The following is an 11352-nucleotide window of genomic DNA, read 5'->3' as shown; positions in this document are numbered from 1 at the left end:
CCAGATTTCCCGGCGTTCCCCGACTGATGCGGATCAACTATTTGAAATAAAACTGTCTTGTCAGGCCTTGAGGATCAGCCCCTTGCGGTCCATCCACCAGCCCACCGCCCAGCACAGCATCGTGTAGGCGAAGGCGCAGAGCAGCGAGCCCAAGGGCCCCGGCGCGATCGCCTGGAAGACGCCGATGCCAACCGCGGCATAGATGCCGTCATAGCCGCCGACGGGGATCATGGCGAGCACCGTCACGAACAGCTCGGAGAACAGGTAGATCGCCAGCGGGTTGCGGCCGAGGATGGTGAAGAAGCGCGTCCCACGCTTGAACCCGGCAATCTCGATCAGCCAGATCGCAGCCCCCAGCAGCAGCAGGTCGAGCCCGACGGTGAGCAGCACATAGGGGCCGGTCCACAGCTTCTTGGCGATCGGGAACCAGGGCGACCAGGCGAGCGCGGCGAGGATCAGCACCACGCCGATGCCCGCCATCCGCCGCACCGTGCGGCGCAGGTCGCCGCCAGCCACGATGGCGAGGCCCGCCAGATAGCCCGCGATCACGTTCACCGTCGCGGGCAGGGTGCCGAGCAGGCCTTCGGGGTCGAAGCCGGCATCCTTCTTGTAGAGATGCCCCGGGCCGAGCAGCCAAAGATCGAGGCGGGTGCCGACATTCGCATATTTGTCATAGGCGAGGTCGAGCGGGGTGAACGCCAGCAGGATCGTCCAATAGCCGAGCAGCAGCACGATGCCGGCGAGCAGCAGCTGGCGTGGGCGCAGCCAGCGGATCAGCAGCCCGGCCAGCACATAGCAGAGCGCGAGGCGCTGGAGGACGCCCGGCACCCGGGTCAGCGCGAACGGCTTGAGCACCCAGCCGTCCGGTCCGTGGTCGACGAACGGGAACCAGTACATCAGATAGCCGAGCACGAAGATGATCGCGCCCCGCTTGAACAGCCGGGCGAGGAACGGCCCGGTCGCCACCGGCTTGCGGAAGGCGAAGCTCATCGCATTGCCCATCGCGAACAGGAAGGTGGGGAACACCAGGTCGGCGAGGGTGAAGCCGAACCATTTGGCGTGGACCAGCTGCGGGTAAGGTGCCGCGCCCGGGCCCGAGGTGTTGACCAGGATCATCAGGAAGATCGTCGCGCCGCGAAACACGTCGAGCGCGAGGAAGCGCGGCTTGCCGGCGAGCGCGGCGACGGTGTTGGCCTGGGTCTCGGTCATCGGGCGTCGCTTTCTGCGAGGAGCGTGCGGGCTAGGGCTAGCGGGGCGACGGGGCGTGCGCGAGGCCACATGCGGCCATCCCGGAGCCAAGTGTTCTGCCAGGCGCGGATCGCGCTGGCCGTCGCCTTGTCGTCGAACGGCTGGTGCGCGGCGGCGGCGGCGCGCTGGGCGGCGAGGAAGCGTTGCCAGCGCGGCCAGTAATAGCCGGCATAGAGGCCCTGCCAGGCCCGCGAGGCATAGTCGGAGAGATGGGCGGTGCCGCCCCACACCGTTACCACCGCCTTGGCCTGCTCGACGAACGCTGCCTTCTCGGCGGGCGTGTCGCCATAGGCGGCGGCGTCGGCGAGCCAGCTGCCCAGCGTTTCCTGCTGATTGCCCGCGATGGCGTCGATGTCCTTGGCCAGCTTCTCGGCGGCGGCGGTCGCGCGGTCGCCGGTGGCGAGGTCGCCCGCCTTGTAGGCGGCGACGGCGGCCTTGAGCTGTCCGTCGAGCTGCACGCTGGCATAGTGGCGGACGAGGTCGACCACGTCATAGGTGTAGAGCGGCTCGCCGGCATGCTGCGGCGCCTGGGCGAGCAGCGCTTCGATTCCGGCGCGCAGTGCCCCGCGGTCGCCCGGGGCAGCGGGATAGTCCGCGCCGTCGAGGCTGGGGAACTTGAACAGCAGATAGGCGCCCGCCTGTTCGTGCCACCAGCGCGGGGTCCAGTAGCGGGTGGTGTAGGCGCCGGCGATCGCCTGGTCCCAGGCGGCGACCAGCGCGGGCGAGGTCTTGCCGTAGCGCGCCTTGGTATAGTCGGTGATCCAGGCATCGAGCGGGCGCGCCTTGCCGCTTGCGTCGATCTCGCCCCAGGCGAGGTCATAGGCATAGGCATAGGCGATGCCGTTGCTGTGCAGCCCTTCGGGGAACAGCCCGAAGCCGCGCATCCGGCCATGGCCCGGATTGGCCAGCGCGGCGGTCACGTCGCTGCGGTAGAAGGCCAAGTCGCCATAGACCGGGTTGCTGCCCCCATAATTGTGGACATAGCCGTACGCCCAGCCCTTGCCGTAAAAGGCCTTGGTCGCGTTCCAGATGCCGGGATAGCGGTCATTGCCGATGTCGAGGATCAGCATCCGCTCGTCGGGCACCTTGGAGAGGAAGGCGGCGATCGCGTCGGGCGTCCAGAACGCCTTGTCGGCGCCGAACAGCCAGCCCTGCATCACCCAGGTCGCGTTCGGCGCGGCGGCGGTGATCGAGCGGTAGAGCCGCTCGCCATAGGCCGCGAGGCGGGCGTCGCGCACCTCCTTGGGGAGCGCGGCGGCGCGGGTGGCGGCGGTGTTGGCGATGGCATCGCCGTACGTGGCGGCGCGGGCGTCGCTGCCATCCTCGGCGATCGGCGGGACCATCTCGTTGAACGCATCGGCGAGGTAATATTCGCCGGGGCCATAGGTGGCGGTGTAGAGCTGGAGGAAGCGCGCGGCGAGCTTGGCGAACAGCGGGTCGGACGGGTCTAGCCAATAGGTGCCGGGGAAGCCCTCCCATTGCCGCATCTGGTAGATCTTCGCCTCCGGGTGCGCCTTGGCAAAGGCTTCGGGGACATAGCCCGAAAAGGCGGGCAGGATCGGCTTCATGCCGAGCGACCGCATCCGGGCGAGGATCTGGCGCTGGAGCACGCGCTTCTTCTCGATCCAGTTGGCCGAGAGCGGGGCGCGATAGCCGGCGATATTGCCCATGCGCTGCCAGGGAAGGAACGGCGCGGCGGAGAGGCCGGCGGCGATCTGGGCGTCGTTCATGCCCTGCTCGCGCCACAGCGCGCGCCAGACATGCTCCTGCCCCTCCATCGCCAGCGGCGTGTCGACACCGTGCGCGGCCATCCAGTCGATCTCGCGCTCCCAGCGGCCCCAGTTCCACCAGGGGGTGGTGTAGCCATAGGTGCAGGTGTTCAGATACGCGCGCAGCGAGAAGGGCGAGGCGACGACGCCGCTGTCATAGCCGTCGCGCAGCGCCAGCGGCCGGGTGCGCACGCCTTCCCACGACACGAACAGGCTGCCCTGCTGGCCCAGCGTGCGGGCGGCGCCGCGGACCAGCGCGACCGGCGAGGAGCCTTCGATGCGCAGGCGACCGGCGGCGACGCGGGCGCGGAACTGCGGGGTGGCGCCGGGGACCAGCGCCAGATCGATCCGGCGGGTATCGACGCCGAGGCGCGTCAGCACGGCGCGGGCGGCGGCGGCTTCCGCTTGCGGGGCTGCGGGCGCGGCGACGGCGGTGCCGAGCGGCGCGGCGAGGGCCGGGCTCGCGAGCAGCAGCGCCCCGGCCATGCGGCCGAGAGGGCGGAAATGACGGGCACCAGCTACGGCCAACACGGACTCTCCTCCAACCAATCCCGGCCGCTCGGCTCGCACGAAGCCCGCGCCGGCTCCGTCTTGCGGGCGTCGGCGCGGGGGCAGGATGGGGCGTATTGGCAGGTATCGGTCTTGTTCTGTCAAGGCCAATTTATAACAAATTGCCGATTGGCCTTACCTCTTAGCCGCCGACAAGACGCGGCCCGAGGATGCGCATCAGCGCCTCGCAACCCGCGGCGTCGCCGGCGTCGAAGCGGGCGGGCAGGGGGCTGTCGAGGTCGAGCACGCCGAGCAGCGCGCCCTGGTGGACGATCGGCACCACCAGTTCCGAGCGACTGGCGGCATCGCAGGCGATGTGACCGGGAAAGGCGTGGACGTCCTCGACCAGCTGCGTCTCGCGCGTCGCCGCGGCGGCGCCGCACACGCCCTTGCCGAACGGGATGCGGATGCACGCCGCCTTGCCCTGGAACGGGCCGAGCACCAGCTCGTCGTTCACGTTGCGGTAGAAGCCGGCCCAGTTGAGATCAGGCAGATACTGGCCGATCAGCGCGGAGACGTTCGCCATGTTGGCAATGGGGTCGGGCTCGTCGGCGGTCAGCGAATCGAGGGCGGCGGCGAGGTCGCGATAGAGCTCGGCCTTGGTGTCGGCGGTGATGGTGAAGCTGTACATGGCCGCGATGTAGGGGATTGTAGCGCGGCGTGCGAGGGGGCGTTCCACGCCCCCACCGCCGTCATTCCGGCGAAAGCCGGAATCCATTGTGGTCACCGTCGAGAGTCTTGCCGCGGCGGAGCGGCGAATGGATCCCGGCTTTCGCCGGGATGACGGCCAGACTCGTCGTGCCCCTCAGTCGAAGCTGACCTTGCCCCGACCCGCCTTCACCGCCGATCGGCCCTTCTTCGCATCCACGCGCCGCGCCTTGGCCGCCTTGCTCGGCTTGGTCTTGATCCGCTTCGCCTGGCGCTCGTGCGCCTTGTCGATCAGCTCGGACAGGCGCTGGCGGGCGTCGGTGCGGTTGGCGTCCTGGGTGCGGTATTGCCGGGCGGTGATCAGCAGCTCGCCGGCCGAGGTCAGCCGCGTGCCGGCGAGTTCCTTCAGCCGTTCATAGGCATAGGGCGACAGCCCCAGCCGGAACACGTCCACCCGCAGCTGCACCGCGGTCGCCACCTTGTTGACGTTCTGCCCGCCCGGTCCCGTGGCGGCGAGGAACTTCTCCTCGATAATCGCCGCTTCCGGGATCTCAGCCATGTGCCGGGCGGCCGAAGCCGATATGATGGAAGCGCGCCGGCAGCGGCGCGTCGCCATGCACGTCGGGCTTGCCGGGGCGCGGCACGGTGATCGACTGGGCGTGGAGCATCAGCGCCGGGCCGCCGCGGCCATAGACCGGATCGCCGACAATGGGGATGCCAATGCCTTCCAGCGCATGGACGCGGATCTGGTGGGTGCGGCCGGTCTCGGGATAGAAGGCGACGAGCGCGCGGCCGTCCTGCACCTCCATCCGCCGCCAGCGGGTGCGCGCGGACTTGCCTCTGGGATCGTGGGTCATCCGCCAGCCTTCCTCGATCGTCGAGACCTTGCCGAGCGGCAGGTCGATCTCGCCGCTCTCCTGCTCGGGCACGCCGTCGAGGATCGCGACATAGCGCTTGGTGACCTGACCCGCCTCGAACGCCTGGCCGAAGCGTTTCATCGCCTTGGGATTGCGCGCGAGTAGCAGGCAGCCGCTGGTGTCGCGGTCGAGCCGGTGGACGGGGACGGGCAGGCGCTGGAAGCCGAAGGTCAGCTGGTCGAGCAGGTCCTCCAGGCTCTCGCTGCGGTCGCGCGGACGATCGACGGGGAGGCCCGCCGGCTTGTCGATGATCAGCGCTTCGCCGTCGATGAAGAGTACCCGGTCCTGGAACATGGGCGCGATATAGCGGGTGTAGCGGGCGGTGCACGCAAAAAGCCCCTCCCGCGTGCGGGAGGGGTTGGGGGAGGGACCGACGTGGAAGCTCTTGCCCCGAGACGCTACGCGGGCTGCCACGTCAGCCCCTCCCCTAGCCCCTCCCGCAAGCGGGAGGGGAACGAGAAGGTTACGCCTTGAGCTTGGCGGCGGTGGTCGCCACGCGGGCGCCGAGGTAGCGGGCGCCGTCGAGCTCGACCGCGCTCGGCTGGCGGCTGCCGTCGCCGTCCGCAATCGTCGTCGCTCCATAGGGCGCGCCGCCCTTCACTTCGTCCACGCCGCCCTGGCCCTGGAAGCCATAGTCGAGGCCGACGATGGTCATGCCGAAGTGAAGCAGGTTGGTGAGGATCGAGAACAGCGTGGTTTCCTGGCCGCCATGCTGCGAGGCAGTCGAGGTGAACGCTGCGCCGACCTTGCCGTTCAGCTGGCCCTGGAACCACACGCCGCCGGCCTTGTCCCAGAACGCCGCCATCTGGCTGGCGAGGCGGCCGAAGCGGGTCGGCGAGCCGACGATGATGCCGTCATACTGGGCGAGCTGGTTGACGTCGTCGAGCACCGCATGGCTCTCGTCGACGCGGAAGCCGGCAGCCTGGGCGACTTCGAACGGCGCGGTCTCGGCGACGCGGCGAACGTCGACGGTGGCACCGGCGCTACGGGCACCCTCGGCAACGGCTTCCGCCATCGTCGCGAGGTGGCCGTAGGAGGAGTAATAGAGAACGAGGATCTTGGTCATGGCAATGTTCCTGTGTTGGTAGGGACGGGGGCCTGCCGCCCCCCGGGGAAAAAGCTTACTCGGCGTCGACGAGGACGATTTCGGCGTCTTCGATCGCCGTGATCGTGACGGTCTGGCCGCCGGTCAGCGCTGCACCATCGCGGGCCTCGATGCGATCATCCGCAAGGCTGATCGACCCCGCCGCCGGTACAAGATACGCATGGCGACCCTCACCCACGGTATAGGGCAGGCTCTCGCCGGCCTTCAGCGTGGCGCCCAGCACGCGGGCATTGGCGCGGATCGGCAGCGCGTCCTTGTCCTCGGCGAAGCCCGACGCCAGCGTTACGAAGCGGCCCGAGCGATCTCCCTTGGGGAAGGGCTTGGCGCCCCAGCTCGGCTGGCCGCCGGCCTCGCGCGGGAGGATCCAGATCTGGAAGATCCGGGTCGTTTCCGGCTCGAGATTATACTCCGCATGGCGCACGCCGGTGCCGGCGCTCATCACCTGGACGTCGCCGGCCTCGGTGCGGCCCTTGTTGCCCATCGAGTCCTGGTGGGTGATCGCACCCTGGCGGACATAGGTGATGATTTCCATGTTCTGGTGCGGATGCGGCGGGAAGCCCGAATTGGGGGCGATCTCGTCGTCGTTCCACACGCGGAGCGCGCCCCAGCCCATGCGGGACGGATCGTAATAGTCCGCGAAACTGAAATGATGCTTGGCCTTGAGCCAGCCGTGATCGGCACCGCCCAGGCTATCGAAACTGCGTTTGTCGATCATCGCTGATCTCCCAAGTGTTGCCGCCAAGATAGGGATCGGGATCACCGCGTAAACGGAAACGTTGGAAACTGATCGTTTCGTGATATGGCTTCGCGCGAGCAGGAGAGGCGGGGATGAAGCTACCGGATTTCGAGGCCTGGGCGGTGTTCGCCAGCGTGGTCGAGCATCGCTCGTTCAGCGGCGCGGCGCTGGCGCTGGGCGTGTCCAAGGCGACGGTCTCGAAGGCGATCACCCGGCTGGAGGAGCGGCTGGGCACCGCGCTGTTCCACCGCACCTCGCGCCGGCTGACGCTCACCGACAGCGGCCAGCAGCTTGCCGAACATGCCCAGCGCATCCTCGAGGACGGCCAGTCGGCTGAGGAAGCCGCGTTCGAGAGCGCCAGCGCGCCCTCGGGCGTGGTCCGGCTGGCGGCGCCGCTGACCTTCGGGTCGCGGCACCTTTCCGATCTGCTCGCCGAGTTCATGATCGCGCACCCGCAGATCAAGGTGGAACTGACCCTCTCCGACGCCTTCGTCGACATCGTCGGCGAAGGAATCGACGTCGCGATCCGCATCGCCGAGCTGCCGGACAGCTCGCTGCGCGCGCGGCGGCTGGGGCCGGTGAACATTCATGTCGTCGGGGCGCCCAGCTATTTCGAGCGGGTGGGGCGGCCGCAGCATCCTGCCGACCTCGCCCGCCATGCCTGCTTCGTCTACACCAACACCGCGACGCCGGGCACCTGGCGCTTCCGCAAGGTCGGCGGCGAGGAGGCGGCGGTCCGCGTCGAAGGGCCGCTGCGCACCGACAATGGCGAGGCGATGCTGCCGGCGCTGCGGGCAGGGCTGGGCGTCGCGCGGCTGCCGGGCTTTCTGGTCGACGCCGACATCGCCGCCGGACGGCTGGAGGCGGTGCTGACCGACTGGGTCGCCGGTGCGGCGGGACTCCACCTCGTCACCCCGCCGGGATCGCGGCGGCCGGTGCGCGTCGAGGCGCTGATCGCGTTTCTGACGGAGCGGTTGCGCAGTATCTGCGTTCGGCACGCGTGAAACGTCTCGTTCCCGACGATGCCGATGCGCGGTTCATCCGCCGCGTCCTGATCCTGCTCACCGTCGGCGCGGTGGTGGTGGCGCTGGTGCGCGCCGCCGACCTGCTGATCCTCACCTTCGGCGCGGTGCTGGGCGCGGTGGTGATCCGTGCGATCGCCGATCGCTATGTCCAGCTGGGCGTGGCGAAGCGCTGGTCGGTCGTCGCCGCGATGCTGAGCGTGCTGGCGGCGATCGCCTTTCTCGTCTGGCTGTTCGCGGTGCAGTTCGGCCCGCAGGTCGAGGCGCTGGTCCGCTCGATCCCGCAGCTGGTGGTGCGGTTGAAGGAATGGGCGCAGGGCAGCCCGGTCGCCGCCAAGCTGTACGACGCGGCGGAGGCGGCGTTCGCGGGATCGCGGGTGGCGCGCGATGCCAGCGGCTTCGCGCTCGGCTCGTTCGAGCTGTTCCTCAATGCGCTGCTGCTGCTGGTCGGCGCGCTGTTCATCGCGGCCGATCCTGGCGTCTACCTGCGCGGGATGCTGCTGCTGGTGCCGAAGGGCAACACGCGCGATGCCGTCGCCGATGCGCTGGCCGATGTCGGCACCACGCTGCGGCTGTGGCTGCGCACCCAGCTGATCCTGATGACCAGCATGGGGCTGCTGGTGGGCGTGGGGCTGTGGATCGCCGGGGTGCCGTCCCCGGCGGCGCTCGGGCTGCTCGCCGGCCTGAGCGAGTTCATCCCCTATGTCGGCCCCACCGCGGCGATGCTGCCGGCGCTGGGCCTTGCCGCCACCGGCGGTTCGGGGGCGCTGATCGGCTGCCTGCTGGTGTTCGCGGGCGTGCGAATCATCCAGACCAATTTCCTCACGCCCTTCGTCCAGAGCCGGGTGATCGCGATCCCGCCGGCGGTGACGCTGTTCGCGATCATCGGCATCGGCTTCGTGTTCGGGCTGTTCGGCCTGTTCTTCTCGGCCGCGCTGCTGGTGGTGATCTTCACGCTGGTCAGAAGCCTCTATTTACGTGAGGTTCTGGGTGAGGATGTCGCGGTAAAGCCCGAGGATCAGGCCCCTCCGGCCGATCCCGTTGCGTAGATTCCACAGGGCTTGCGGAACCGCCCGGCTTACGAGAAATTAACCTTTCGGCTTCATTGACGCTTAGGTTAATGAAGCGTCCAAGCGCGTCGGGCAACGGGGCTCCGCCGTGTGGTGTGGACAGGGGAACCGGCAATGCGCGTGCTGCTGATCGAAGACGAACCTAGCACAGCCAAGGCGATCGAGCTCATTCTCTCGGGCGAAGGGTTCAACGTCTATACCACGGACCTGGGCGAGGAGGGTTTGGACCTCGCCAAGCTGTATGATTACGACATCATCCTGCTCGACCTGAACCTGCCGGACATGCACGGCTATGACGTGCTGAAGAAGGTGCGCACCGCGCGGGTGCAGACCCCGGTGCTAATCCTGTCCGGCATCAACGAAATGGATTCGAAGGTGCGCTCGTTCGGCTTCGGCGCCGACGACTATGTCACCAAGCCGTTCCACCGCGAGGAGCTGGTCGCCCGCATCCACGCCGTGGTGCGCCGCTCGAAGGGCCATTCGCAGTCGGTGATCCGCACCGGCAAGCTGGCGGTGAACCTGGATGCCAAGACCGTCGAGGTCGACGGCGCCCGCGTGCACCTGACCGGCAAGGAATATGCGATGCTGGAGCTGCTCTCGCTCCGCAAGGGCACCACGCTGACCAAGGAGATGTTCCTCAACCATCTCTATGGCGGCATGGACGAGCCCGAACTCAAGATCATCGACGTGTTCATCTGCAAGCTGCGCAAGAAGCTGAGCATGGCCTGCGAGGGCGACAATTATATCGAGACCGTCTGGGGCCGCGGCTATGTGCTGCGCGAGCCGGACGAGGCGCTGCAGGCGGACACCCAGGTCGCCTGATTTTTCCGCAGCGCACGCAAGGATAGAGCCGTCGTCACCTCCGGGTGGCGGCGGCTTTTTCGTTTCGGGGCTGGCGGGGCGCAGGGGGATCGGCCAGGTTGACGGCGTGAGGGACCCCAGCGACCACCAAACCGTGCCGAAGGCCTTTCGCATTTCCGCGCGCCTGAAGAGCTTTCGCTATGCGATCCGCGGGCTGCGCGTGCTGGTGCGCGAGGAGCATAATGCGCGGGTGCACCTCGCGGCCTCGCTGGGAGCGGTGGCTGCCGGTGCCGCGCTGGGGCTGTCGCTTCCCGAATGGCGCTGGCTCGTCCTCGCGATCGCGCTGGTGTGGCTGGCGGAGGCGTTCAACACCGCGATCGAGGATCTGTGCGACCGCATCTGCCCGGATTTCGATCCCGCGATCGGCCGGATCAAGGACCTTGCGGCGGGCGGGGTGCTGGTCGCGTCGCTGGCAGCCGCAGCGATCGGGCTGCTGACGCTGGGACCGCCGTTGGTGAGGGCCTTTCTCTAAAAAGCCCCTCCCCTTCAGGGGAGGGGTTGGGGTGGGGGATGACAGGCCAGCGCGGGATTCGCTCACAGCTCAGGCCCCACCCCCAACCCCTCCCCTGAAGGGCAGGGCAATCGCATTTGGAACCTCGCGACGACGGCACGTCCAAAACAATCGTCATCCCGGCGGAAGCCGGGATCCATTCGCGCTGAAATGGCGGTTCTTTCCCCCCGCGTCGAGGGCAATGGATCCCGGCTTTCGCCGGGATGACGGAGCAAATTTGCCAAATGCGATAGCCCTGCCCTGAAGGGGAGGGGCTTAGAAGGTTTTACCCGCGCCGCGCCGCTGCATGGTGTTCCGCCCGTGCGAGCAACGCCAGCAGGTCTTCCCGGCCGACGTCGAAAGTCTCGCCGGCTTCCTCCAGCGCCGCGTCGACGTCCTCCGGCAGCAATCCCGGCGCCGGCGGGGCGGGGCGTGCTCGGTGCGGATAGCTATGCCCGGTGAAGCGATGGACCAGCACCCCGCACAGCGTCAGCAGCACGGCGTTGACGCCGATCGGCAGCAGCACGAAGCCGAGCCCCTTCGCCAGCACGGTCGGGGCGAGCACGGGCAGCAGCACCGTCCCGCCGCCCGGCGGATGCAGGCTGCGGGTCAGCGACATGACGAGGATCGCCAGCCCCACCGCAACGCCCGCCGCCAGCGCGCCATGCCCCAGCCCCTGCGCCACGACCAACCCGACCAGCGCCGAGATGACATTCCCCCCGATCACCCGCCACGGCTGCGCCAGCGGACTTGAGGGCACCGCAAACACCAGCACCGCCGAGGCCCCGATCGGCGCCGCCAGCAGGATCGCGGTCGTACGGTCGAATTCGGCCAGCGCCGACACCCAGGCCGTCAGCCCGATCCCGATCGCGCCGCCCAGCGCCGCGCCGATCCGGTCGCGCCACTGCGCGCCGGCCATCACCAGCCGGAACATGCG

12 protein-coding genes are annotated in these 11352 nt (G+C 68.6%); 4 read left to right on the top strand and 8 right to left on the bottom strand.

Going from position 1 to position 11352, the window contains the following annotated elements:
- Window positions 1-60: 60 nt before the first annotated feature.
- The 7 genes from SAZ01S_RS09405 to SAZ01S_RS09375 all read right to left on the bottom strand — a co-directional run bounded on the left by SAZ01S_RS09405 (window position 61) and on the right by SAZ01S_RS09375 (window position 6951).
- The gene (locus tag SAZ01S_RS09405; RefSeq protein WP_084582011.1) at window positions 61-1209 is read right to left on the bottom strand and encodes an acyltransferase family protein; all 1149 of its coding nucleotides are present in this window, start codon (window positions 1207-1209) and stop codon (window positions 61-63) included.
- A complete protein-coding gene (locus tag SAZ01S_RS09400) occupies window positions 1206-3548 on the bottom strand; it encodes an alpha-N-acetylglucosaminidase (RefSeq protein WP_245824739.1) in 2343 nt (780 codons plus the stop codon). The genes SAZ01S_RS09405 and SAZ01S_RS09400 overlap by 4 nt, the downstream gene beginning before the upstream one ends.
- Before the next feature lie 160 nt (window positions 3549-3708).
- Window positions 3709-4197, bottom strand: coding sequence for a free L-methionine (R)-S-oxide reductase MsrC (gene msrC / locus SAZ01S_RS09395; RefSeq protein ID WP_084582009.1), 489 nt, complete (start codon window positions 4195-4197; stop codon window positions 3709-3711).
- A gap of 174 nt (window positions 4198-4371) precedes the next feature.
- Window positions 4372-4773, bottom strand: a complete 402-nt coding sequence (gene arfB, locus SAZ01S_RS09390; RefSeq protein WP_084582008.1) for an alternative ribosome rescue aminoacyl-tRNA hydrolase ArfB — start codon at window positions 4771-4773, stop codon at window positions 4372-4374.
- Window positions 4766-5425, bottom strand: coding sequence for an RluA family pseudouridine synthase (locus SAZ01S_RS09385; protein ID WP_084582007.1), 660 nt, complete (start codon window positions 5423-5425; stop codon window positions 4766-4768). Before SAZ01S_RS09385 ends, arfB begins: the two co-directional genes overlap by 8 nt.
- Window positions 5426-5594: 169 nt before the next feature.
- On the bottom strand, window positions 5595-6197 hold the full coding sequence (wrbA, locus tag SAZ01S_RS09380) for an NAD(P)H:quinone oxidoreductase (RefSeq protein WP_084582006.1): 603 nt from the start codon (window positions 6195-6197) through the stop codon (window positions 5595-5597).
- 55 nt (window positions 6198-6252) lie between these two features.
- On the bottom strand, window positions 6253-6951 hold the full coding sequence (locus SAZ01S_RS09375; protein ID WP_084582005.1) for a pirin family protein: 699 nt from the start codon (window positions 6949-6951) through the stop codon (window positions 6253-6255).
- 113 nt (window positions 6952-7064) lie between these two features.
- On the opposite strand from SAZ01S_RS09375, the gene SAZ01S_RS09370 reads away from it, so the two are divergent.
- The 4 genes from SAZ01S_RS09370 to SAZ01S_RS09355 all read left to right on the top strand — a co-directional run bounded on the left by SAZ01S_RS09370 (window position 7065) and on the right by SAZ01S_RS09355 (window position 10397).
- Window positions 7065-7976, top strand: a complete 912-nt coding sequence (locus SAZ01S_RS09370) for a LysR family transcriptional regulator (protein WP_084582004.1) — start codon at window positions 7065-7067, stop codon at window positions 7974-7976.
- Window positions 7973-9043 carry an AI-2E family transporter gene (locus SAZ01S_RS09365; protein WP_084582003.1) on the top strand — a complete coding sequence of 357 codons (1071 nt, stop codon included), beginning with the start codon at window positions 7973-7975 and terminating at the stop codon, window positions 9041-9043. Before SAZ01S_RS09370 ends, SAZ01S_RS09365 begins: the two co-directional genes overlap by 4 nt.
- A 135-nt stretch (window positions 9044-9178) precedes the next feature.
- Complete coding sequence (ctrA, locus tag SAZ01S_RS09360) at window positions 9179-9886, top strand: response regulator transcription factor CtrA (RefSeq protein WP_084582002.1); 708 nt, start codon at window positions 9179-9181, stop codon at window positions 9884-9886.
- 106 nt (window positions 9887-9992) lie between these two features.
- The gene (locus SAZ01S_RS09355) at window positions 9993-10397 is read left to right on the top strand and encodes a diacylglycerol kinase family protein (RefSeq protein ID WP_245824738.1); all 405 of its coding nucleotides are present in this window, start codon (window positions 9993-9995) and stop codon (window positions 10395-10397) included.
- 304 nt (window positions 10398-10701) lie between these two features.
- Here SAZ01S_RS09355 and SAZ01S_RS09350 read toward each other — a convergent pair whose 3' ends face one another.
- Window positions 10702-11349, bottom strand: coding sequence for an HPP family protein (locus SAZ01S_RS09350; protein WP_245824737.1), 648 nt, complete (start codon window positions 11347-11349; stop codon window positions 10702-10704).
- Window positions 11350-11352 lie beyond the last annotated feature (3 nt).

It is taken from the genome of Sphingomonas azotifigens NBRC 15497 (genome assembly GCF_002091475.1).
Lineage (GTDB): Bacteria > Pseudomonadota > Alphaproteobacteria > Sphingomonadales > Sphingomonadaceae > Sphingomonas > Sphingomonas azotifigens.
This window is presented reverse-complemented; position numbering and strand designations above follow the sequence as displayed.

What these genes read in the sequence shown, in the direction of transcription:
- SAZ01S_RS09405 (WP_084582011.1), bottom strand. Translation starts at nt 1,209, where the DNA reads ATGACCGAGACCCAGGCCAACACCGTCGCCGCGCTCGCCGGCAAGCCG.
- msrC (WP_084582009.1), bottom strand. Translation starts at nt 4,197, where the DNA reads ATGTACAGCTTCACCATCACCGCCGACACCAAGGCCGAGCTCTATCGC.
- arfB (WP_084582008.1), bottom strand. Translation starts at nt 4,773, where the DNA reads ATGGCTGAGATCCCGGAAGCGGCGATTATCGAGGAGAAGTTCCTCGCC.
- SAZ01S_RS09385 (WP_084582007.1), bottom strand. Translation starts at nt 5,425, where the DNA reads ATGTTCCAGGACCGGGTACTCTTCATCGACGGCGAAGCGCTGATCATC.
- wrbA (WP_084582006.1), bottom strand. Translation starts at nt 6,197, where the DNA reads ATGACCAAGATCCTCGTTCTCTATTACTCCTCCTACGGCCACCTCGCG.
- SAZ01S_RS09375 (WP_084582005.1), bottom strand. Translation starts at nt 6,951, where the DNA reads ATGATCGACAAACGCAGTTTCGATAGCCTGGGCGGTGCCGATCACGGC.
- SAZ01S_RS09370 (WP_084582004.1), top strand. Translation starts at nt 7,065, where the DNA reads ATGAAGCTACCGGATTTCGAGGCCTGGGCGGTGTTCGCCAGCGTGGTC.
- ctrA (WP_084582002.1), top strand. Translation starts at nt 9,179, where the DNA reads ATGCGCGTGCTGCTGATCGAAGACGAACCTAGCACAGCCAAGGCGATC.
- SAZ01S_RS09350 (WP_245824737.1), bottom strand. Translation starts at nt 11,349, where the DNA reads ATGTTCCGGCTGGTGATGGCCGGCGCGCAGTGGCGCGACCGGATCGGC.